Source organism: Knoellia sinensis KCTC 19936 (genome assembly GCF_000768705.1).
GTDB lineage: Bacteria > Actinomycetota > Actinomycetes > Actinomycetales > Dermatophilaceae > Knoellia > Knoellia sinensis.
In genome coordinates, this window is record NZ_AVPJ01000012.1 from 85,698 (window position 1) to 106,466 (window position 20,769).

19 protein-coding genes are annotated in these 20,769 nt (G+C 69.9%); 13 read left to right on the forward strand and 6 right to left on the reverse strand.

What is annotated here, in order from left to right; translation table 11 throughout:
• Window positions 1-83 precede the first annotated feature (83 nt).
• The 3 genes from N802_RS14545 to N802_RS14555 are packed head-to-tail and all read left to right on the forward strand — an operon-like array spanning window position 84 to window position 3,293.
• Entirely contained in the window at window positions 84-980 is an 897-nt protein-coding gene (locus tag N802_RS14545) for a DUF5926 family protein (RefSeq protein ID WP_035917649.1), read from the forward strand.
• Window positions 980-1,768 carry a glycosyltransferase gene (locus N802_RS14550; RefSeq protein ID WP_052109980.1) on the forward strand — a complete coding sequence of 263 codons (789 nt, stop codon included), beginning with the start codon at window positions 980-982 and terminating at the stop codon, window positions 1,766-1,768. Before N802_RS14545 ends, N802_RS14550 begins: the two co-directional genes overlap by 1 nt.
• A complete protein-coding gene (locus tag N802_RS14555) occupies window positions 1,749-3,293 on the forward strand; it encodes an MptA/MptB family glycosyltransferase (protein ID WP_035917650.1) in 1,545 nt (514 codons plus the stop codon). The genes N802_RS14550 and N802_RS14555 overlap by 20 nt, the downstream gene beginning before the upstream one ends.
• On the opposite strand, the gene N802_RS14560 is transcribed toward N802_RS14555, so the two are convergent.
• Window positions 3,232-5,427 (reverse strand): hypothetical protein, encoded by a 2,196-nt coding sequence (locus tag N802_RS14560; RefSeq protein ID WP_035917651.1) that lies wholly within the window; start codon window positions 5,425-5,427, stop codon window positions 3,232-3,234. The two genes, N802_RS14555 and N802_RS14560, sit on opposite strands and share 62 nt — an antisense overlap.
• Window positions 5,428-5,524: 97 nt before the next feature.
• On the opposite strand from N802_RS14560, the gene N802_RS14565 reads away from it, so the two are divergent.
• The 3 genes from N802_RS14565 to N802_RS14575 are packed head-to-tail and all read left to right on the forward strand — an operon-like array spanning window position 5,525 to window position 7,485.
• Entirely contained in the window at window positions 5,525-6,826 is a 1,302-nt protein-coding gene (locus N802_RS14565; RefSeq protein ID WP_035917653.1) for a glycosyltransferase 87 family protein, read from the forward strand.
• A 9-nt stretch (window positions 6,827-6,835) separates the two neighbouring features.
• The gene (locus N802_RS14570; RefSeq protein ID WP_035917654.1) at window positions 6,836-7,087 is read left to right on the forward strand and encodes a type II toxin-antitoxin system VapB family antitoxin; all 252 of its coding nucleotides are present in this window, start codon (window positions 6,836-6,838) and stop codon (window positions 7,085-7,087) included.
• Between the two features lie 2 nt (window positions 7,088-7,089).
• Window positions 7,090-7,485: a type II toxin-antitoxin system VapC family toxin gene (locus N802_RS14575; protein WP_035917657.1), complete on the forward strand. Its 396-nt coding sequence runs from the start codon at window positions 7,090-7,092 to the stop codon at window positions 7,483-7,485.
• A 67-nt stretch (window positions 7,486-7,552) separates the two neighbouring features.
• Here N802_RS14575 and N802_RS14580 read toward each other — a convergent pair whose 3' ends face one another.
• Complete coding sequence (locus N802_RS14580) at window positions 7,553-8,179, reverse strand: TMEM165/GDT1 family protein (RefSeq protein ID WP_052109981.1); 627 nt, start codon at window positions 8,177-8,179, stop codon at window positions 7,553-7,555.
• Window positions 8,180-8,281: 102 nt separating this feature from the next.
• On the opposite strand from N802_RS14580, the gene N802_RS14585 reads away from it, so the two are divergent.
• The 3 genes from N802_RS14585 (at window position 8,282) to N802_RS14595 (ending at window position 10,054) form a co-directional block, all read left to right on the forward strand.
• The gene (locus N802_RS14585; RefSeq protein WP_035917659.1) at window positions 8,282-8,698 is read left to right on the forward strand and encodes a DUF4446 family protein; all 417 of its coding nucleotides are present in this window, start codon (window positions 8,282-8,284) and stop codon (window positions 8,696-8,698) included.
• Window positions 8,695-9,651, forward strand: a complete 957-nt coding sequence (pheA, locus tag N802_RS14590; RefSeq protein WP_035917661.1) for a prephenate dehydratase — start codon at window positions 8,695-8,697, stop codon at window positions 9,649-9,651. Before N802_RS14585 ends, pheA begins: the two co-directional genes overlap by 4 nt.
• 145 nt (window positions 9,652-9,796) lie before the next feature.
• Window positions 9,797-10,054 (forward strand): hypothetical protein, encoded by a 258-nt coding sequence (locus tag N802_RS14595; protein ID WP_156971427.1) that lies wholly within the window; start codon window positions 9,797-9,799, stop codon window positions 10,052-10,054.
• Window positions 10,055-10,056: 2 nt separating this feature from the next.
• Here N802_RS14595 and N802_RS19600 read toward each other — a convergent pair whose 3' ends face one another.
• The 3 genes from N802_RS19600 to N802_RS19605 all read right to left on the reverse strand — a co-directional run bounded on the left by N802_RS19600 (window position 10,057) and on the right by N802_RS19605 (window position 13,487).
• Window positions 10,057-11,064, reverse strand: coding sequence for a 1-acyl-sn-glycerol-3-phosphate acyltransferase (locus N802_RS19600; protein WP_052109982.1), 1,008 nt, complete (start codon window positions 11,062-11,064; stop codon window positions 10,057-10,059).
• Window positions 11,065-11,181: 117 nt separating this feature from the next.
• Window positions 11,182-11,829, reverse strand: a complete 648-nt coding sequence (locus N802_RS14605) for a response regulator (RefSeq protein WP_035917663.1) — start codon at window positions 11,827-11,829, stop codon at window positions 11,182-11,184.
• Window positions 11,826-13,487 carry a sensor histidine kinase gene (locus N802_RS19605; protein ID WP_052109983.1) on the reverse strand — a complete coding sequence of 554 codons (1,662 nt, stop codon included), beginning with the start codon at window positions 13,485-13,487 and terminating at the stop codon, window positions 11,826-11,828. The genes N802_RS14605 and N802_RS19605 overlap by 4 nt, the downstream gene beginning before the upstream one ends.
• A 161-nt stretch (window positions 13,488-13,648) precedes the next feature.
• Here N802_RS19605 and N802_RS14615 point away from each other — a divergent pair, with 161 nt between their 5' ends.
• Window positions 13,649-14,266, forward strand: a complete 618-nt coding sequence (locus N802_RS14615) for a hypothetical protein (protein ID WP_035917665.1) — start codon at window positions 13,649-13,651, stop codon at window positions 14,264-14,266.
• A 14-nt stretch (window positions 14,267-14,280) separates the two neighbouring features.
• On the forward strand, window positions 14,281-14,967 hold the full coding sequence (locus N802_RS14620; RefSeq protein ID WP_035917666.1) for a hypothetical protein: 687 nt from the start codon (window positions 14,281-14,283) through the stop codon (window positions 14,965-14,967).
• On the opposite strand, the gene N802_RS14625 is transcribed toward N802_RS14620, so the two are convergent.
• A complete protein-coding gene (locus N802_RS14625) occupies window positions 14,960-15,775 on the reverse strand; it encodes a patatin-like phospholipase family protein (RefSeq protein WP_035917717.1) in 816 nt (271 codons plus the stop codon). The genes N802_RS14620 and N802_RS14625 overlap by 8 nt on opposite strands.
• Window positions 15,776-15,821: 46 nt before the next feature.
• Between N802_RS14625 and N802_RS14630 the strand changes: the two genes are divergently transcribed.
• Window positions 15,822-17,216: an HAD-IB family hydrolase gene (locus tag N802_RS14630; protein WP_035917668.1), complete on the forward strand. Its 1,395-nt coding sequence runs from the start codon at window positions 15,822-15,824 to the stop codon at window positions 17,214-17,216.
• Window positions 17,217-17,399: 183 nt separating this feature from the next.
• Complete coding sequence (locus tag N802_RS14635; protein ID WP_035917669.1) at window positions 17,400-20,702, forward strand: DEAD/DEAH box helicase; 3,303 nt, start codon at window positions 17,400-17,402, stop codon at window positions 20,700-20,702.
• Window positions 20,703-20,769: the final 67 nt, after the last annotated feature.

The following is a 20,769-nucleotide window of genomic DNA, read 5'->3' on the forward strand; positions in this document are numbered from 1 at the left end:
GCGTCCGGCAACCCGACGGCATACGCCCCGAAGTTGCGGACGCAAGGGCGAGGCAAGTCGACCACACCACTACGCTGCACCCCATGGGCAAGGCTTCGCGACGACGCAGGACCACCGACGACTCGGGCGCACCCGCCAAGCGGCAGCGCTCGGCGGCCGTTCCGTATGTGAGCCGTCCCTTCGAGGGGCTACCGCAGGAGACGGAGTGGGTGGCGATCCGCGAGATCCTGCCCGCTGCCACGGCGGCCGTGACGTTCGCTTCGGGCAAGGCTCCAGAGGGTGCCGAGAACGTCACCATCGCCACGGTGCTCCCCATGGCCTGGCCGGCCCTGCACCGCGCCGACGGCACCGTCCTCATCGGCACGCAGTCCGGCTCCGCCTCGGGTGACCCGAGCCGCGACCTCGCCGCGCAGATCCTCGCCGGCGCCGCTGTGGAGCCCGGCACCGCCGTCCAGCACGTCGCCGCCGCGACCGGCGACACGCCGCGCCTCCAGGACCTCCTCGACACGAGCGCCCCGTTCGAGGTCGTCGTGCACGAGGGCTTCGAGTTCTGGGTCGACGGCCAGGAGCTCGACGAGGAGGGTCAGTCCTCCCTCGACCGCGCCAACGAGTCGGTCGTCCCGACCAAGCGCATGGAGGCGCTGTCGTCGGCCTACTGGGTCCGCATCGGTGACCGCACCTACATCCGCCTGATCCTCCCCGAGGACGAGGACACGGCCACCGATGCCCTCGCCCGACTGCATGCCGCTGGCTCGTCGGCCCTCGGCGACGGCACCCGCCTCCTCGGCGCCTTCCGCGCGTGCGGACTCCTCGTCCCCGTCTTCGAGGTCCCCGCCGATTCGGACGCCGCCGACCATGAGGCCGGTCTCGGCGCCTTCGGCGAGAGGTATGCCGCCGCGCTGGCTTCCACGGACGCCCTCACCGCCGAGGAGCGCCGGGCGCGTTCGGGTCTCCTGAGCCGCCAGGTCACCCTGCGCTGATGGTGGTCAACGGGGCGTCGGTCGTGAACCCGCACGGTCAGCGGACCGTCGCTGCCATCATCCCGTGCAAGGACGAGGCGGATCGGATCGTCGCGACGGTCGAGGCCGTCCTGGGGCTTGAGGGAGTCGACAAAGTCGTCGTCGTCGATGACGGCAGCACCGACGACACCGCCGCTGCGGCCGACGCGGCCGGGGCCGACGTCATCGTCCACGCCCGCAACTTCGGCAAGGCCGCGGCGCTCGAGACCGGCGTCCGCCACCTGCGCGAACTCGAGTCGTTCAACGCCACCGACGAGAACTCACCCCGGCACCTGCTCTTCGTCGACGGCGACCTCGAGGGCTCGGCGAGCAACCTCGGCGTCCTCATCCCGCCCGTCCTTGAAGGGCGTGCGGACATGACCATCGCGACCCTCCCGCCGCAGCAGACCGCGGGCGGCGGACACGGGTTCGTCGTCCGTCTGGCCCGCGACGGCATCCAGAACCTCACCGGCTGGACCGCCAAGCAGCCCCTCTCCGGCATGCGCTGCCTCACCGCCGAGGCCTTCGACGCCGCGAGCCCGCTCGCCCCCGGCTGGGGCGTCGAGGTCGGTCTCACCGTCGACATCCTCGGCGCCGGCCTCCGGGTCGAAGAGGTCCCGTGCGACCTCCAGCACCGCGTCTCCGGCAAGGACTGGCGGGGCCAGGTGCACCGTGCCAAGCAATATCGCGATGTCTGGCGCGCCCTCACCCGTCGGCGCGTGCGCAAGGCCCTCTCGCAGCGTGCACCCGGTGTCGCACAACGGTTCTGACGCAGGCGATCTGGCTCCGGCCGTCGCCCCTGTCACCCGGAACGCGTCGTGGGCAGGGGCCGACCATGCCCGCACCGCGTTGCTCATCGCGGCGTTTGGCCTCCTCGTCGCCCTAGGGCTGAGCCTCCCGAACGCCGCCTCCCCCAACCTCGGCGAGCGCGGCTGGGCGCCCGGCACTCTCCTCCCGATCGCGCTGGGACCGGGAGCGGTCACGGCGGCGATGTGGACGGCATACACGCTTGGCGCGATCGCAATCCTGATCGCGCTCCGCAGGCCAGAACGCGAGCTGCCCCGCGCCGCCGTCGCCGTCCTCGCTGTCGGCGCGGCGCTCTCGGCACCCTTCGGGTCGGGCGACCACCTGAGCTATGCGGCCTATGGGCGCATCCTCGCCCAAGGGGGCAACCCGTGGCTCGTGTCGCCGATCGACTGGCGCGGTGACAGCGATCCCGTGGTGTCCGCCGTCGAGGCGCCGTGGCGTGAGGAGCCCAGTGTCTACGGGCCGTTCGCGACGCTCCTCCACGGGCTCACCTCGCTGGGCGGCGGCGACAACGTGCGTCAGACCGTGTGGCTGTGGCAGCTCCTCGTCATCGCCGCGTGGCTCGCGATCCGCTGGTTGCTGCGCCGGATCCTGCCCGGACAACGCGGCCGGATCGACGTCCTCTGGACCGCGAACCCGCTCGTCTTCTCGGTCGGCGTCCTCGGTGCGCACGTCGACCTCGTCGCGACGGCTCTCGTCGTCGCGGCCGTCTGGGCGATCCACCGGTATGCCGGACTGCCCGGTGCCGCACTCGCCGGCACCTTCGCGGCGCTCGCGCTGTCGTCGAAGTTCACGTATGCCGTCGTCCTCCTCGCGATCCTCCTCGCCATCCGTGGTCGTCGGTTCGCGCGTGGCGGCGTCATGTTCGGAGCGGCGGCGCTGGTGGCGGGTGGTCTGCACCTGTGGGCCGGTCCGAACGTCTATGACCAGGTCGAACGGTCCGCGAGAGCGGTGTCCCTTGCCACGCCGTGGCGGTGGTTGCTCGAGGCGGTCGGTGGAGGGCAGGACGTGCGCACCCTCATCTCGGTGCTCGCGGCGCTCACCGCGATCGTCTTCGCGATCTGCCTGACCCGCCTCACCCGCGCTTCCGTTGCGTCAGGGTCAACGGCTGCACGGGCGACCGTTGACGCTGACGCAAGGGTGGGGGAGCGGGCGCTGCTGTGGCTCGCGGTGCTCACCGGCGCCTATGCCCTGGCGGCGTCCTACACGCTGCCCTGGTACGACGTCGTCGTCTGGGCGGCCCTGCCGGCCGTCGCCGTCGGCCTCGACGTCGTCGTGCCGATTCTGCTGGCGCGCCTGTGGGTCATGGCGTGCGCCTACACGCCGGGTCGGGTGCTCGGGATGACACCGGAGGTGCAGGACCTCACGATGGCGGTCCGGACGAGACTTGCCCCGGTCGTCCTGGCACTGGTCTGGATCTGGCTCGTCACGCGCGCCGTGCGCGCCGCGTCCCTGCGACGGACCGCAGGTCCTCCTCGAGGTTCCTGACGACGACGCTCACGATGAGTGGCACCGCCACCGTCGCGCCGACCGCGGGGATCGCCGTGCCGGAGTCGTTGATGAGGAAGCCGATCGTCAGCGTGATGACCAGGGCGATGAGGCCGGCACGCAGCGTGGGCGCCTTCTCGAACGACTTCGCGAGTCCCTTCGAGCCCCACGACGTCGGCCGTGCGAGGACGTAGATGACGAAGAGGAGCGCTGCCGGCACGAGCAGGGTCAGGGGAGCGTTGCCCAGCAGGATGCTGATGTTCTGCTGACCCTTGCGGACGACGATGTCGAGGGCGTTGCCGTCGATGATCGCCTGGATGAAGCGGCCCAGGTGGCTGCGGTTGTCCGGTGCCCGCAGGAAGTCGAGGAGGGCGACGACGAAGAAGAGTCCGACCGACCCGAGGCCGATGAGCCCGACCCGCTGCCACGTCATCCGGATCCCGAGGATCGAGAGGATGAGATAGGTGATGCCGGGGATGTAGGCGGGGGGTCCGCCGCCATCGGCGCCCCAGAACGGTGCCCCGTCGACGATGACCGTTCCCACGGCGATCACGATGACCGCCAGCGCCGCGATGCGATCCCGACCCGCCCGCACGAGATAGCTCGACACCGCCGTGGCGAGGAGGATCGACGACGTCGCGAACAGTGCGAATGTCACGTTGCCCATGCCATAGAAGCGCCCGGCCACGACGGGCTGGAGGCCCATGAGCGACGACAGCTGCAGGCGTGATCCCGTGATCACGTCACCCGCCAGCACGGCGACGGTCACGCCCGCGACGAAGGCGAGCGGTCCGAGAGCCGAGCGGGCCCACGGGCCGCGCAGCGCGGCATACGCGATGGCAGCGACGAAGATGCCGACGGCGCCGACGATCGAGATCATCGGGATGGGGAAGCGCCACCAGGGGATGAGGTTCGCGAGGAACGTCGACGCGGGCACCGACGCGGCGGCGACGGCGACGACGCGCACGATCCCGAGGACCTTGCGGCGGGTGTCGGGGCCGCCGATCTTGCCCTTCCACACGAGGAAGACGAGCAGGTAGATCACGAGCTGGCCGTAGGCGAACGTGTTGAAGAACGGCGGCACGAGGCTGTGGACCTCGTGGCTCGCGAGGTCGTAGTCGACGAGCGCCTGCAGGCGGTCCTCGGCGCGCGCCTCGGAGTTGTCCGGGGCCGGATCGAAGGTCATCCGGGTGCCGCCGAGGCCGGTCGGGGGCTCGATGCCGGTGATCGCCATGAGGGTCGCCGGGACGTCCTGCGCCTGGACGAGGCCGGGCTGTCGGGTCGACTGGGCGTTGAGGCGGCCCGAGCCGAAGTTCGGGCCACGCGCGACGGCCAGGCGCAGGCGCTCGGTGACGCCGGCGTCGGAGAGGCTGGCGACGATGAAGTCCGCGCCACCGGGAGCGGCGTTGATGACGTCCCCGATCCGCTTGTCGATGGCCGCAATCTGCTCGGTCCGGGAGCCGCCCTCGACCGTCTCGCCCGCGGCGACGTCAGCGGGGTCGCGCACGCTGCCGACGTCGACGATCGTCACCGGGCAGGTGTTGAGGTCGACCAGGAGCGTCTCGTCCGAATAGGGCGAGTAGCGGTCCGCTGTCCCCTCCGGCATCGCCGCGGCGATGGCCGCGCCCGGCCCGACCGGCTTGATGCACGTGTCCGACTTCGCGGCGGCCTCGCCGAGAAGTCCCAACTTGGCGTCGAACTGGCGCGATGCCGCAGCCTTTTGGTACTCCTCCCAACGCGGGATGACACCGCCCGCAGGCTCCTCGATCGGGTCGCACGGGCGCTGCTGGACCGGCCCGGTGCCCGCTCGTGGGGCCGCGGCACGGTTGGCCGCCGAGACCCCGAGCCACCCGTCGAGAGGGCAGGTGTTGGTGTCGACGGAGCGGATCGACATGGCCGCACTCGAGCCGTCGCGCAGGAGCTGCCAGAGGTTGGGGGTGCCCTTGGCGGACACGTCGGTCCAGGTGATGCCACCGGTTCCGATGAGGACGGTGGCGCCGAACGGCTCCGGAGCCGCGGAGGCCGGAGCCGCGGTGGTGACGGGCGTGGCGGCCGACGCGGGAGCCGTCGCGACGCTCAGCCCGAGCACCGTGGCTAGGGCGAGCAGCAGGGCGGCGAAGGTTCGGCGAAGCACATCAGGATCCTAAGGGGGCGGGTTCGATCGGCCCTGAAGCGGACGTGAGGGGCATGTGGAGAACGTGTGTGAACGGCATACAGGGAACAATGGCCCGGTGACCACGACGCAACCGCAGGCTCGGCGCCGACCGCCAGCGTCGAAGTGGCAATGGCCGCTCGCGGTCGCGGTCATCGCACTCGCGGCCGTTCCGGTCGTCCTGCGCTACCTGGTGTTCTGGCCGCTCGACCAGTGGCAGGTCGACGTCGAGGTCTACCGCGAGGCCGGCGTCTCGATCATGACCGGGCGGCCGATCTATGCCGCGATGACCGAGGCGCCGCAGCTGCTGCCGTTCACCTATCCGCCGTTCGCGGCGATCCTCGCGATCCCGCTGGCGTGGGTGCCGTTCGGGGTGGCCGGCTGGCTCTGGACCGCCGCCCAGGTCGCGGCGACCGCCGCGATCGTCTGGTATGCCGGGTGGCGGCTCATCCATCGAGCCGGACCATGGGTGCCCCTCGCGTTGGCGGCGCTGGTCGCGCCGATGCTGTGGTTGCACCCGGTGTCGGACGGGATCCGGTTCGGGCAGGTCAACGCCTTCATGGTGCTGGCATGCCTCATGGACCTGCGACGCCCCCGACCCGGGTTGCTCAAGTGGGTGCCCCCGGGGGTGCTCGTCGGGCTCGCGATGTCGATCAAGCTCACGCCCGGGGTGTTCGTCGTGCACTACCTCGTGAACCGGCGCTGGCGCGAGGCGGCGACGGCGGTCGGGACGGCGGTCGGCGTGACGCTCGGCTCGTGGGTGCTGCTGCCGGAGGCGTCGTTCGCGTTCTGGGGTGGGGCGTTGCAGGACCCGGCGCGGCTGGGGCCGAACTTCGGCACGTCGAACCAGTCGATGCGCGGGTTCCTCCTGCGTGTGGGACCGGAAGGCCTGGCGGGGACGGCGATCTGGCTCGTGCTCGTGGCGATCGTGGGGTGGTTCGGGTTCCGGCTGGCGCGGCAGATGTGGCTGCGCGACGACTCGATCGGTGAGGTGGCGGTCGTGGGCCTGCTGGCCTGCCTGCTCTCGCCGGTGGCGTGGATCCACCACTACCACTGGATCGTCGTCGTGATCTTCGCTCTGTTGGGGGCGCGGCCGTGGCAACGCTCGGTCGGCGCAGCTGGGACTTCCACGTGGCGCTCGCGCCGGCTCGTGGCCGGGGTGGTCGTCGCGGTGTGGTTCCTGTGCCGGATGCCGTGGTGGGGCATCTCGTATCTCAACCATCCCGAGTGGCCCGAACTGCCGGGGCGGATCCTGCAGAACGCCGACGTGGCGGGCGGGTTGGTGGCGCTGGGGCTCCTCTGGTGGGTCAACCGGGACGAACCCGACGATGTGTCTTCCTCAGATTCTTCCTTTCTTCCTTACAAGGTGGAATCCGCGTAGCCTGAGGATATGGCCCTCAACATCAAGGACCCGGAGACGGACCGCCTCGCCCGCGAACTTGCTCAGGCCACCGGCGAGTCGATCACCGTGGCGGCGCGACGCGCGATCGAGGAGCGCCTCGAGCGAGTTCGCCACCAGACTCGGGCGGCTCGTCGCTCCGTGGGGGAGGAGATCATTGCTCGGGGCCGGGCCCGCCCCATCCTCGACGAGCGACCTGTGGATGAAATCCTGGGATACGACGAGAACGGTCTACCTTCCTGAGCATGGTCATCGACAGTTCCGCGCTCGTCGCGATAGTCCTGGGGGAGCCAGAAGCAGAGGTCTACCTCGACTCCATCGTGACGGCGGGCGAACCCCTGGTCATGTCGACCGTCACGCTGGTCGAATCGACGATGGTCCTGGAGGCTCGCGCGGGTCAGGATGCGGCCCGCGACCTGGAGCTGTTGATGGGCGAATACGGCATCCAGGTGACGCCAAGCGGCCCGGATGACGCTGCTGTGGCCATCCGGGGCTGGCGACGCTTCGGGAAGGGCCGTCATCCGGCAGCACTGAACCTGGGGGACGTCTTCTCCTACGCGCTCGCCATCAGCCGAGGCGATTCGCTCCTGTTCAAAGGTGACGATTTCGCTCGGACCGACGTGCGGAATGCCCTGGCCTGAGGGGTCCGACTCCTCACCCGGCCCGGGTCGAGCCGGGACTCGGCGGGGCAGAACTCAGCGACCGGGCTCAGATGACGCCGAAGATCTGCAGGGCGCTCACCGTCGCGAGGATGAGGCACACGACACCGCCGATGCGCCGGATTGTCGACAGGTGGATGCGCTGCAGCAGCGTCCGGCCGAGCAGGGCCGCCACACCCGACACGGCGGCCAGTGCGAGGAACGCCCCGATGAACACCGACACCGGGTCGTCGAAGCGCAGCACCATCGACGCCGTGAGGATCTGCGAGAGGTCGCCCCACTCGGCGAGGAAGAGCACTGTGAACGAGAAGGTGATGATCTTCCAGCCCGCGAGGTGCTTGGCGGACGCGGACTCGGACTTCTCACCGAACTCCTCCTCGGTCTCCGCCTCCTCCGCGTCGGCCTTGCTCGCCCCGCGGAGCAGGATGATGCCGCCGATGAGGAAGAGCACGGCCGCGACGATCTCGATCGGACGCTTCGGCAGTTGGGCGAGGACTCCACCGATGGCGACAGCCACCAGCGTCTGCACGAAGAACGCCGCCACGACACCAAGCCAGACGAGCAGCGGCCGGAACCGCGTGGACATCACGAGCGTCGCGATGAAGGTCTTGTCGGGGAGTTCGACGACGAAGATCGTGCCGAAGACGATGGCGATGGTGACGAAGTCGATGCCCATGATGCAGTTGATGCTACAAGTAGCCCGCGGCGCCGCCCAAAGCCGAGTCCACGGACCGGTGAGCCCGCTCGAGAGGTGGGCGGACGGCATACGCTGACCGTCATGTTCGGGATCAGCGGAGCCGAGGTGCTCGTGCTCCTCGTCCTCGTGCCGCTCCCGATCGTCATCCTCGTGGCGCTCCTCGTCGCCGTGCTGCGCCTGCGCGCCCGCGTCCAGCACCTCGAGCGGCAGCGACCGGTCGGCGCCGGTGACCTCGAAGCCCTGCGTGCGGACATTGGTCAGGCGCTGCGACACGTGGCGGTGGTGCGCTACGACGCGTTCGGCGACATGGGTGGGCGGCTGAGCTTCAGCGCCGCAATCGTCGACGACCGCGGTGACGGCGTGGTGCTCAGCTCGATCCACGCGCGCGGCGAGTCCCGGACCTATGCCAAGGGCATCGCCGGGGGCGGCTCCGACGCGACCCTCACCCCCGAGGAGCAGCAGGCCCTCAGCGCGGCACGAACCGGAAGGCAGCAATGACCACGACGAGCACCGCGAGTGCGCGCGCGACCCGCTACGGCTATCTCGGCCCCGAGGGCACGTTCACCCAGATGGCCCTGCTCGCCTGGGCGGAGTCCCACGGTGGTGAGCAGACGGCATACGGATCGGTGGATTCGGCGCTGGAAGCGTTGCGGCTGGGCGAGATCGACGCGGCGATGGTGCCGATCGAGAACTCCGTCGAAGGTGGGGTGTCCGCCACGCTCGACGCGCTTGCCTCCGGTGACCCGCTGGTGGTGATCGGCGAGGTCAACGTGCCGATCACCTTCGTGCTGGCCGCTCCCGCGGGGGTGGCGCTGGCTGACGTCCGGTCGGTCGGTACGCATTCGCACGCGTGGGCCCAGGTCCGCGGATGGATGGACGCGAACCTGCCGCGCGCCGCCTACATCCCCACGCTCTCGACGGCCGCTGCTGCGGCGGGACTCGCCGACGGCGGGGTCGAGCAGGGCTACGACGCCGCGGTGTGTGCCCCGATCGCGGCGGCCAACCACGGCCTTGAAGTGCTCGCCGAGAACATCGGCGACCGCTCGGAGGCGGTCACGCGTTTCGTGCTCGTCGCCCGTCCGGGGACCCTGCCGGAGCGCACTGGTGCGGACAAGACGACCGTCATGCTCTTCCAGCGCGACGACCGCGCCGGTGGACTGCTCGAACTGCTCGAGCAGTTCGCCGTCCGCGGCATCAACATGACCAGGCTCGAGTCACGCCCGACCAAGGACTCGCTGGGGTCCTACTGCTTCTCCATCGACTTCGAGGGGCACGTGCTCGACGAGCGGGTCGGCGAGGCGCTCATGGGGCTCAAGAGGGTGTGCGCGGAAGTGCGCTTCCTCGGGTCCTATCCCCGGGAGGACGGGGCGCCCGTCGAGGTCGCGCAGCACACGTCGGACGCGGACTTCGGCTCGGCTCGCGAGTGGCTCCGCTCCCTCCGCCGCCCCTGAGCGTCGCCCGCCCCGTACCGAACTCACCCAATTGGACGGTTGCGCACGCGACACCCAAACGATCCGGTATGCCGTCCGCTCACCTCGCGTACCGAACTCACCCAATTGGACGGTTGCGCACGCGAACCACACCTACTCTGCTCACATGCAGCCGATGCCGCCGCTTGAGGGCGCTGTTCATCCGCCCCGAGTGGACCCGCCGACCTTCGTCGAGCGGCACCCTCGCGCCTGGGCACTCATGTGGATCGCGATGTGGTTCGCGTCGGCTGCAGTGTCCCTGCTGAAACTGGAGCGAGACGGGTTCAGTTGGGTTGTCGCACTGACAGCCGTCTTTGCCGCGAGCAACCTCGGCTACTGGATCGCAAGACTCGAGCGCCCCGACCCCGGCGTGAACGGCGCCTGACGTCACGACTCGACGGTGGTGACCCATTCGTCGATCTCGGTCCAGTGGTCGTCCAGCCAGGTCTCGATCCCTGCGGCGTCATCGGGAATGGACCCGGCGGCATACGTGCGCGTTTGGACGAGGAACGGACGGTCCGTGAACGGGATGGCGCCCCAGATCTCCTTCGGTGTCGTCAACTGCCCGAAGCCCGCGTGCGCCACGATCATCACGTCGGCGTCGGGTCGTTCATCGAGGACCGCGATGACACCGCGGGTTTTGGGCGGCAGGACATTCCACAGTGAGATCGCCCGTCGGGCGCGCAACTCGTGTCCGGCCTCGCGCAGCCGGTCGATCAGCCGACGGCGACGCCCCTGTGAGAAGTTCTGACCCTCGGGGAAGAGCAGCAGCACGTCGTCGTCCTTGAGTCCCCGTGCCAGTTCGCGCACACCGGCGACCCGGTCATCGCCCGCCCCCGTGCGCGACGGCACGAAGTAGGAGCGCATCCGCGTCAGCAGCGCGTCCACCGTCGGATCCCACCGAAGTGCTTCTGCGAGAACGATCTTGGGCATGCGACCGGCCGTGTGGCCGAGCAGCCAGGCCAGGGCCAGCGAGTCTCCCGGACCGGCGTGCCGAGCGAAGGCCACGAGCGGGGCCGTCTCCGAACCGAAGTGCATCCGACCGTCGAGCTTCACCTCGAAGCCAACCCACTGCTTCGCCAGGATCATCGCCCGGTTCAGCCCGGCGAGAAACACCGCCTCGTGGTCGTCCTCCCACTCCGGCCCCTCGCGGTGCGGGTTCTTGAGCGAGAGCCGCCAGGTCTCCAGGAGCATCCGCACGTCGACCCACACGAGCCCCACGCCGAGGACACTGACACGGAACAGCCGCGCGCGCTTGTCGACGAACGAGTGGAATGCGCCCGCGACGATGACCGGAGTCGCGAGTCCCGTGATCGCGGCGGCCCCGACGGGCCACACGACGGCGAGGGCTCGTCGTGCGTACTTCGGCGGCGGGGGGATTCCGGCCAGTCCCATGACGCGACTGTATGCCGTCCGCTCCCCGACTCCGCTTCGGAACCTCGGTCTTCGCAGCACCAAGGAAGCTCTCGCCACCTCGAGAAACCCACTTCCGGCGGGGAATGTCGGACGCGACTACTCGGAGTCGGCGAGGCCGTGGCGGTGGGCGAGCACGACGGCCTGGACGCGGTCGCGCACCTGGAGTTTGGCGAGGATCCGGGCGACGTGGGTCTTCACGGTTGTCTCGGCCATCCAGAGCTCCCCACCGATCTCGGCGTTGGACAGGCCCTTCGACATCGCGAGGAGGACGTCGGTCTCACGTTCGGTGAGGCGGGCGAGACCCGGGTGGGACTCGGGCGTGCCGCGGTGGGTGTACGAGCCGACGAGTCGCTCCATGACCGTCGGACCGACCGTCAATTGGCCTGCGGCACAGGCCTTCACAGCGGCGATGAGTTCGGCAGGGGGAGTGGTCTTGATGAGGAAGCCGGAGGCGCCGGCTCGGAGGCCCTCGACGACGTACTCGTCCAGGTCGAACATCGTCAGGATGAGGACCCGTGGCCCGTCGGCCGCTGCCGCCAGGGTCGCCGTCGCGGAGATGCCGTCCCCGCCGGGCATCTCGATGTCCATGAGGACGACGTCGGGGTGATCGCGTCGGGCAAGCGACACTCCCTCCGGCCCCGACGAGGCCTGCCCGACCACCTCGAGATCCGGGTCGCTGTTGATGACGGTGACGAGGCCGGTGCGGATGAGTTCGTTGTCGTCGACGACGAGGACACGGGTCATGCGTCGACCTCCTCGCGCACGGGCAGGCGCGCCTCGACGACGAAGCCCCCGCCGGGCGACCCCAGCGTCCGCACAGTGCCCCCGAGGAGCGCGGCCCGCTCCCGGAGCCCGGTCAGGCCGAACCCGCTCCCTGCCGAGCCGCGCGACGGTCCTGGTCCGTCGTCAGTGACGCGCACGTCGACGTTGTTCGCCTGCGTGCGAACGCGGACATCAACGGCAGCGCCCGGGGCATGACGGGCGGCGTTGGTCAGGCATTCCTGCACGATCCGATAGACGATCGGCTCCAGACGCTGTGGGACAGGCTCTGCATCGAGTCCGACGGACATTCCGGCTGCGCGCAGTCGGCCGACGAGGGCTCCGAGATCGTGGGACACCACGGGCAGCCCCTCGACCGGCGGCGAGTCCGGGAGAGCCGCGGGCCGTCCTGACCGCACGGAGTCCGGGCCAGGTGCTCGATCGAGCTCGGCCAGCGCGCGTTCGACCGCGTCGGAGACGGTGGACAGAGCCTGCTTCGACGCCGTCGGATCGGCTGGCCAGGACACCTCGGCCGCAGCGGCCTGGGTCGCGATGACCCCCACCGCGTGGGAGACCACGTCGTGGAGCTCGCGTGCGGTCGCGAGGCGTTCGGACCGCAATGCCTTCTCGCGGGCCACGTCGATCGCCGACTGCAGCGTCGCGGCTCTCGTGGACGCCTGGAGGTGTCGCCTCCGGTTCCACCCGACGACGGCACCGATGGACCACGCAAGGACGAGGGTCACGATGAGGATGCCGGCGTTGTCCCGATCCTCCGCCAGCCGCGACCCACTCGCGACGATGGCCAGGACGAGCGCGGGGGCGACTGTGCGTGGGGTCCATCGCGCGGCACCGAGGGTCCACATGAGCCCTCCCAGCGTGACCATCATCCAGCCCCCGGACAGGACCTGAACGTCTGGAAGAGCCCACGCGACCGCGAACACACACGCGCACAGGAGTGCCGCCCACGACGCCGCAGCGCGCCAGCCCGCCAGTGTCGCGGCGGCGAGGACGGTCAGGGCGAGGGGCAGGGGTCCCACGGCCTCCGGCATCTCACTCCGGGCGATCGTCACGGTCTCGACAGCCGCCAGTGCCCCGACCGCTCCGCCCAGGAGCAGGTCGCGCCGCTCGAGCGCGCGCTGCGGTCGAGCCACATTCGCTCCCTCATCGGCTGACCCGGCTGCGCGGGCGGGTTCACCGGTGTCCGTGGCTTCGTCGGCTCGCAACAACCCCAGTTGGCGACGCAGTTCTGAACTCGCCTCGCGCGCATGCGCCTGGATTCGGCGGGCCCGAGGCCGTGGGTCATCCCCGTCTCTCCACGCCGCGACTTCGCCGGCCACCCGGTGGAGCGATCCCCGGATGCACGCCTCGACGTCGGACGAGAGTCGTGCCCGCTCCTGCACGACCGCGACCCGCGCAGCCTCGCCGGGGTCGATGTCCCCGAGCTCCCGTGCCTTCCTGTCCTGGGCCAAGGCACCACGGGCCGTCTGGACGCCGAGGCGCAGGAGCAGGCCCAGGACGGTTCCCACGATCGTCCCGAAGAGCACGGTGCCGACATAGGTGCCGTCATGCGGACTCGTCACGAGCGCGAATGCAAAGGCGACGCACGCGATCGCGAGATCAACGAGATCCGGACGTCGCGGCATACATCGAATGTCCCACGCGCACGAGCCGCGCGGATCCTCCTTGCGGAGTACGGCGGAGTCGTCCCCGCGGCGACGGGTCGGTGCTCCACGGGCGACGCGCCTGACAACCCCCCGCTCCTAGCGTCGACGGCATCACCACCGTGACCACCGAAGGGGGAGTCATGCAACTCGGAACGCATCACCGATACGCACTGGCCGGCGCAGTCGTGCTCAGTGCACTCGCGCTCTACGACGCGGCCACTTGGGGGCTGACCGGACACTCGTCGGTCTTCGTCGACACCGGTCCCCGATGGGCCCAGATCCTGGCCGGCGTGGTCCACGTCGTCGCCTATACCGGCGCCCTGGCGGTGCTCCACGCGGAGCGACGGCGGATCCACACCAACCGAGCCGCTGCTGTTTTCGGCTGGCTCCTGTTCGTCGCGTTCATCCCGCTCGCCGTCGGCTATCTCCTCATCGCCATCCCGGCGGTGACGGAGGTCGTCCAGTCGCGTGGGGAGGTCGTCTTCGGCCTCGCGTTCGGACTGCAGTTCCTCGCGGCGATCGGACTCGGGCTCAGCCTCGTCAAGCACCCAGAGACCCGCATCGGCTCGCGAATCCTGCTCGGGATCGTCCCGACCATCGGCCTCACCGCCGCGCTCGCGGCGTGGACGTCGAACTGGGCGCACCCGGCATACGTCGAGGCCGTCACCCTCATGGGGATCGCCCTCCTCGCCACGCGCACCCCGACCCATCGGCCCGATACCGACAGCGCCCGGCGCGCGTTGGTCGAAACCCTTTGACCACAGGAGGAATCATGCAGTTCGCCAAGCACCACACCTTCGCGCTTCTGGCGGCACTCGGACTCAGTGCCATCGCTCTCAACGACGCCGTGACACATGGCCTGACCGGCGAGTACTCGGTCTTCGCGGACGATGGGCCGACGTGGATCGTCGCCCTCGGCGACGTGATCCACGGACTTGCGTATGCCGGCGGGCTGGCCGTGCTGCGCGCCGAACGTCAGCGGATCCATGCCAACCGAGCCGCCTCGATCTTCGGCTGGCTGTTGTTCGCGGCCTTCGTGCCGCTGGCGTTGGGCTTCCTCCTTGCCGGGATCGTGCCCCTGCGCGACTCCCTGATGACGCTCGGCGGTCCCGTCATCGGCGTCGCGTTCGGGCTCCAGTTCCTGGCCGCGCTCGGGCTGGGGCTCAGCCTCGTCAAGCGTCCCGAGACAGGTGTGGGGTCACGGATCCTGCTCGCGATCCTGCCGGCCATCGGGGTGACCGTGGCGCTCGCGGTGTTCGCGACGGACTGGGCCCACCCGGCCTACGTGGAAACCGTCACCATCATCGGCACCGCGCTCCTCGCCACGAGCACCCGTCGGGCCAGCCTCGACACACCCACTTCGGGCGGGAACATCGGAGTTCGCAGCACCAAGGAAGCCCTGCCCACTCCGAGCAACCCACTCCCGGCGGGAAACTCGGGGCGTGTCAACGTCAGGTGAGGTCGTCGAGGTAGGCGGTGGACGCGGCATACGCCTGCGTTGTCCTGGCCCGCAACCGCGAGGTGCGCCCGTAGCCCAACGCGACCGACGGCGTCTCGGGCGCACCGCTGGGTAGGACGTGCACCTCGACGCCCTCGGGGATCGACTCCATCTCGTGGACGTAGCGGTGTCGCCGGGCGATCTCGAACGCCACGACCCCGACCTCCCACGGCCGACGAGGCGGGGCCAGCGGCTGCTCGACCCGGCCCACTTGGAGGACGAAGATCCGGTCCGCTCCCAAGTCGACCGCGCGACCCACGGGGATCGAGTGGACGAGTCCGCCGTCGAGGTAGTGCCACCCGTCGATCTCCACGGGTGGGAAGAGCCCCGGGACCGTGCACGACGCCACGACCGGGTCGACGAGGTCGCCCGAAGAGAACCACCCCGAACCGGCGGTCTCGATGCAGGCGGCGACGCACTGGAACTCGACGGCCAGCTGCTCGAAGGTGTCGACCGGCAGGTGTGTGTCGACGATGTCGCGCAGGGGCGCGCTAGAGAGCAGGTGGGTTCGGAAGCGTGCCAGTCGCGCGGCCGAGCGCATGGGGTTCTCGAGGAAAACCCCGCTCGCGCCGACCGCCTCCCATACCTCGCCGAGGGCACGAATGCCGTCGACGGACGGGTCGGCCGCGACGAAGACGCCGTTGAGCGCGCCGATGCTGGTGCCGACCACGAGGTCCGGGCGGACACCCTTCTCGGCGAGCGCGCGCAGCATCCCCACCTGGGTCGTGCCGAGCACGCCGCCACCGCCGAGCACGAACGCCGTCGTCATGGCCATCAGCCTATGCAGCCGTCCCTCCGCCAATAGGGTGGAGGCCATGTCCGGTGCCGCCTTCTTCGACCTCGACCGCACCCTTCTCCAAGGTGGCTCCGGGCCGCACCTGTCCGAGGCGATGGCCGAGTTCGGGCTGGTGCCGCGGTCGGTGCCCGGCCAGGGTCTGCTGTTCAAGGCGTTCGACCTGCTCGGCGAGAACATCCCGTCGATCTTCCTCGCCCGCCAGGCGACGCTCGTGGCGCGTGGCAAGGACAAGAACAGCTTCGATCAGGCCGCGGCCAAGGCGGCCGAGGTCATCGCGGAACTGGTCCACCCCTTTGCCCTCGCCCTCATCGAGCAGCACAAGGCCGAGGGGCGCCCCGTCGTCATGGCGACCACGACGCCGGAGCACCTCATCAAGCCGCTCGCCGACAGGATCGGTATCGACCACGTCGTCGCGACGCGCTACGGCACCAAGGAGGACGGCCGCTTCGACGGGTCGATCCGTGGCCCGTTCGTCTGGTCGACCGGCAAGCTCACGGCCGTCAAGCACTTCGCTGCACAGCACGACATCAACCTCGCGGAGTCTTTCGCCTACTCGGACTCGATCTTCGACCTGCCGCTCCTCGAGGCCGTCGGGTCACCTGCCGCCGTCAACCCCGATCCACGACTGACCATGTATGCCGTGGCGCGCCGTTGGCCGATCGTGCACTTCGACGTGTCGCCGGGTGTGCTCAAGATCCCCGTGGTGGGTGTCGAGTTGCAGCGGATCGCGCTCGAGGCGCTGCGATCGACCTTCTTCCCGGCGGCGCGTTTCACCCTCGAAGGTGTCGAGAACATCCCGCGCCACGGGCCGGTCATCCTCGTGGCCAACCACCGCAGCTACTTCGACCTCGTCGCCATGGCCCAGGTGGTGCGCCGGTCCGGGCGTGCCGTGCGTTTCCTCGGCAAGAAGGAACTGTTCGACATCCCCCTCGTGGGGTCGTTCTTCTCTGCGGCCGGAGGTATCCGGGTCGACCGGGTCGAGGGAGGCGCCGAGTCCTACGACATGGCTGCCCTCGCACTCGAAGGCGGCGAGATGGTCGGCATCCTGCCCGAGGGGACGATCCCTCGTGGCGAGGCCTTCTTCGACCCAGAACTCAGGGGCAAGACGGGTGCAGCGCGGCTCGCCGCCGCCAGCAGGGCGCCGGTCATTCCAGTCGGACTGTGGGGGACCGAGAAGGTCTGGCCGCGGTCGTCGACCCTGCCGAACCTCCTCAACCTCTCCGATCCACCCGAGGTGCAGATCCGTATCGGCGAACCGGTCGAGTTGAAGTACCGCTCGCCTGCTGCGGACACGAAGCGGATCATGTCGGCCATCTCCGACCTGCTCCCGCCCGAGGCCAAGGAGCATCGGACACCCACGAAGGACGAGCTGCGGTCGACCTTCCCCGGCGGGAAGCTTCCCAGCGACGACTGACGCGACTTTGTGCCCCACTGGGACACGCTCGGCGGCCGAAGGCCACCTCCGCGTGTCCCAGTGGGGCACAAAGTCGGATGAGGGGGAGAGATGAGCGGGGGCTGTGGATAACGGGTACGGCGTGTCAGCGGGACGGCATACCGTAGTCGTCGGCTCGCGCGGACGAAGGAGGTGAGCCCGGGGATGGATCGTGCCTCTCACTCACTCGACGAATTCACCGACGGAGAGCTCTCGCGAGCCTTCGACCCGCTGACCTTGGCGCGGGGTGTCGACTACTCCCGCGCCGGGCGGGTCACGAGCATCATCACCGCCGACGAGGGCACCCGGGCGGCCGCCCGGGTCATCGGCAGCGGCGCCGCCATCTATCGCACCGAAGTGTCGGTCGAGCAGGAGGCAGGGGCGCGGTGGCTCGACACCGACTGCACCTGCCCGGTCGGCGTCGACTGCAAGCACGCTGCGGCCCTTGTGCTCGCCCTGCGGACCCAGAAGCCGTGGCGGACCGACCAGTCGCAGGGCACCTCATCCGGGACTGCCGCGTCGTGGCGTGACGCGCTCGGGGAGCTCCTCGACGTGCCCGAGCCCGAGGTCGAGACGGGACTCGTCGGCCTCCTCCTCGACGTCGATGAGCCTCGTCGGGCGCAGCGCTGGATGGAGCCGACCGGCCCGACCGTCCAGCTGCGCCCCATGGTTCCGGGCGCGGTGCCGGGGCGCTGGATCAAGACGGGGATCTCGTGGGAGGCCGTCGCAGGTGGCTACTACTCCTCTCCCTACGCGTACTCCGTCGACGGCAAGGCGCTCGACGCGCTCACCGCCATCGCCGACGCCCACCGACGCGGCAGCCGGATGGCGAGCTACGGCCGGATGCCCGCCTCGATCCCACTGGGCCTCGTGGGGCGCGGCTGGGTCGAACTGCTCGTGCGGGCCCGTGACGCGGGTGTCGTGCTGCTGTCGCAGTCCTCGGGTGGGGGTGACGTCCACCTCGTCGAGGAGCCCGGCCACTTCGTCCTCGACCTGCACCCGCGCAAGGGCGGCGACGTCCGCGCTGTGCCCAGCCTCGATCTGCCCGAGGGCGAGGGTGACGTCGTCGTGGTGGGCGACCCACCCACTGGCTGGTTCCGTCAGGAGGGGCGCGACCTGAGGCTCGGCGGGTTCGGACCCGATGTCGACCTCGCGGCCGCCCGAGTCGTCGAGCGTGGCCCCTTCACCATCCCCGGCGAGGACTGGGCGACGTTCGCGCTCGAGAAGCTCCCGGTCCTGCAGCGCCGGGCCACGGTGCGCACGCATGACGGCCTCGAGTTGCCCGAGGTGGCACCCCCACGTCTGCATCTGGCCGTGCGCTTCGCCAAGAAGCACGCTGTCCACCTGACGTGGTCCTTCCGCTACGGACCACGCGACACCCCGGTCACTGTCCCCATCACCCGTGAGCAGGTGGCCTTCCGTGACCCCGGGGCTTTCCGCGACTCGGCGCGCGAGGCCCAACTCCTCGCGTCCGTGCCCGACCGGGGCGAGCTGCCGGCGCTGTGGGACTACACCCGCACGGGCTGGCACCTGCGAGACACGGTGTCACTCACCGGCTTTGACACCGTTGCCTTCGCCGAGCTTCTCCCCGCCCTCGAGGCCCATGACGACGTCGAGGTCGACATCGTGGGTGCGCGGACGGCATACACCGAAGTCACGGACGCACCGCGGATCGCGGTCGGGACGTCCGAGTCCACGGAGGGCAACGACTGGTTCGACCTGCAGATCACGGTGACCGTCGGCTCGCACCAAGTTCCGCTCGCCGACCTGGTGACGGCGTTGGCTCGGGACGAGGAGCGGCTGCTGCTCCCGGACGGTGCGTGGTTCACCCTCGACCACCCCGAGTTGCAGCGACTTCGAGCGCTCGTCGAGGAGGCACGAGCGCTGCAGGACAAGCCTTCTGACCCGCTGCGCCTGTCGGTGCTCCACGCCGGGCTCTGGGACGAACTCGTCGAGATCGGTGTCGTCGAGGAGCAGTCCGGGCGTTGGCAGCAGGCGGTCAATGCGCTGCTCGGCATCGATACGGCGCACACTCCGCCGCCCGCCGAGGTGCCCAGTTCGCTCAAGGCGACGCTGCGCCCCTATCAGGAGGAGGGGTTTCAGTGGCTCTCGCTCCTCTGGGATCTCGGCCTCGGTGGGGTGCTCGCCGACGACATGGGACTCGGCAAGACGCTCCAGGTCATCGCCACCGCGCTGCGGGCCAAGGAGCGCGGAGAGCTCACCGACCCGATGCTCATCGTCGCGCCCACCTCGGTGCTGGCGACGTGGGCCGGTGAGGTGGAGCGGTTTGCCCCCGACCTGTCCGTCGTCGTCCTCGACCGGACTCGCGGGAAGGCCAAGCTCGCCATCGACGAGGCCATCGAGGGTGCCGACCTCGTCGTCACGACCTATGCCGTCGCGCGCATCGATGCCGAGGAGTTCCGGACGGTGCGCTGGTCCGCCGCCGTCCTCGACGAGGCGCAGTTCGTCAAGAACCACCAGGCGAAGACGTATGCCGCGATGCGCCGGCTGCCCGCCCGCGTCACCTTCGCGCTCACAGGCACTCCGCTCGAGAACTCGCTCATGGACCTGTGGTCCTTGCTGTCGATCGTCGCGCCGGGTCTGCACCCGAGGCCCGCGATGTTCAAGGAGCAATGGGCCAAGCCGATCGAGACCGGGTCGTCGCCGGAGCTGCTCGCGACCCTGCGTCGACGCATCCGGCCGCTCATGCTGCGTCGCACCAAGGACATGGTGGCCTCGGACCTGCCGCCCAAGCAGGAGCAGGTCCTTCACGTTGCCCTGCACCCCAAGCACCGTGCGATCTATGACCGACACCTGGCCCGCGAACGCCAGCGCCTGCTGGGGCTGATCGACGACCTCGACGGCAATCGGATCGCCATCCTTCGGGCGCTGACGGTGCTGCGCCAGATGGCCCTCGACCCGGCGCTCGTCGACGCCGAGACCTACGGCGGGGTTGCCCCGAGCGCCAAGGTCGAGGCACTCGTCGAGCAGATCACCGAGCTCGCCGCGGAGGGTCACCGCGCGCTCGTCTTCAGCCAGTTCACCGGATTCCTCGCGGTGGCGCGGGCGCGGCTCGAGGAGGAGGGCATTGCGTACGCCTACCTCGACGGGTCCACCCGCGATCGCGCTGCGGTCGTCAAGGCCTTCCGCGAGGGGGATGCGCCGGTGTTCCTCATCTCCCTCAAGGCAGGTGGCTTCGGACTCACCCTCACCGAGGCGGACTACGTCTTCGTGCTCGACCCGTGGTGGAACCCTGCGGCCGAGAACCAGGCGATCGACCGGGCCCACCGCATTGGCCAGACGAAGTCGGTCAACGTCTATCGGCTGGTGTCCACCGACACCATCGAGGAGAAGGTGGTCGCGCTCCAGGACAAGAAGCGAGACCTCTTCGCCCGGGTCGTCGACGACGGCAACCTGTTGTCGAGTGCCCTCACGGCCGACGACCTCAGAGGACTGTTCGAGCGCTGAGTCACCTCGCTCGGGAGAGTGCGCCCCGGCTCCCGTGTACCGAACTCACCCAATTGGACGGTTGCGT

What these genes read in the sequence shown, in the direction of transcription:
- N802_RS14545 (WP_035917649.1), top strand. Translation starts at nt 84, where the DNA reads ATGGGCAAGGCTTCGCGACGACGCAGGACCACCGACGACTCGGGCGCA.
- N802_RS14550 (WP_052109980.1), top strand. Translation starts at nt 980, where the DNA reads ATGGTGGTCAACGGGGCGTCGGTCGTGAACCCGCACGGTCAGCGGACC.
- N802_RS14570 (WP_035917654.1), top strand. Translation starts at nt 6,836, where the DNA reads ATGGCCCTCAACATCAAGGACCCGGAGACGGACCGCCTCGCCCGCGAA.
- N802_RS14575 (WP_035917657.1), top strand. Translation starts at nt 7,090, where the DNA reads ATGGTCATCGACAGTTCCGCGCTCGTCGCGATAGTCCTGGGGGAGCCA.
- N802_RS14580 (WP_052109981.1), bottom strand. Translation starts at nt 8,179, where the DNA reads ATGGGCATCGACTTCGTCACCATCGCCATCGTCTTCGGCACGATCTTC.
- N802_RS14585 (WP_035917659.1), top strand. Translation starts at nt 8,282, where the DNA reads ATGTTCGGGATCAGCGGAGCCGAGGTGCTCGTGCTCCTCGTCCTCGTG.
- pheA (WP_035917661.1), top strand. Translation starts at nt 8,695, where the DNA reads ATGACCACGACGAGCACCGCGAGTGCGCGCGCGACCCGCTACGGCTAT.
- N802_RS14595 (WP_156971427.1), top strand. Translation starts at nt 9,797, where the DNA reads ATGCAGCCGATGCCGCCGCTTGAGGGCGCTGTTCATCCGCCCCGAGTG.
- N802_RS19600 (WP_052109982.1), bottom strand. Translation starts at nt 11,064, where the DNA reads ATGGGACTGGCCGGAATCCCCCCGCCGCCGAAGTACGCACGACGAGCC.
- N802_RS14605 (WP_035917663.1), bottom strand. Translation starts at nt 11,829, where the DNA reads ATGACCCGTGTCCTCGTCGTCGACGACAACGAACTCATCCGCACCGGC.
- N802_RS19605 (WP_052109983.1), bottom strand. Translation starts at nt 13,487, where the DNA reads ATGCCGCGACGTCCGGATCTCGTTGATCTCGCGATCGCGTGCGTCGCC.
- N802_RS14615 (WP_035917665.1), top strand. Translation starts at nt 13,649, where the DNA reads ATGCAACTCGGAACGCATCACCGATACGCACTGGCCGGCGCAGTCGTG.
- N802_RS14620 (WP_035917666.1), top strand. Translation starts at nt 14,281, where the DNA reads ATGCAGTTCGCCAAGCACCACACCTTCGCGCTTCTGGCGGCACTCGGA.
- N802_RS14625 (WP_035917717.1), bottom strand. Translation starts at nt 15,775, where the DNA reads ATGACGACGGCGTTCGTGCTCGGCGGTGGCGGCGTGCTCGGCACGACC.
- N802_RS14630 (WP_035917668.1), top strand. Translation starts at nt 15,822, where the DNA reads ATGTCCGGTGCCGCCTTCTTCGACCTCGACCGCACCCTTCTCCAAGGT.
- N802_RS14635 (WP_035917669.1), top strand. Translation starts at nt 17,400, where the DNA reads ATGGATCGTGCCTCTCACTCACTCGACGAATTCACCGACGGAGAGCTC.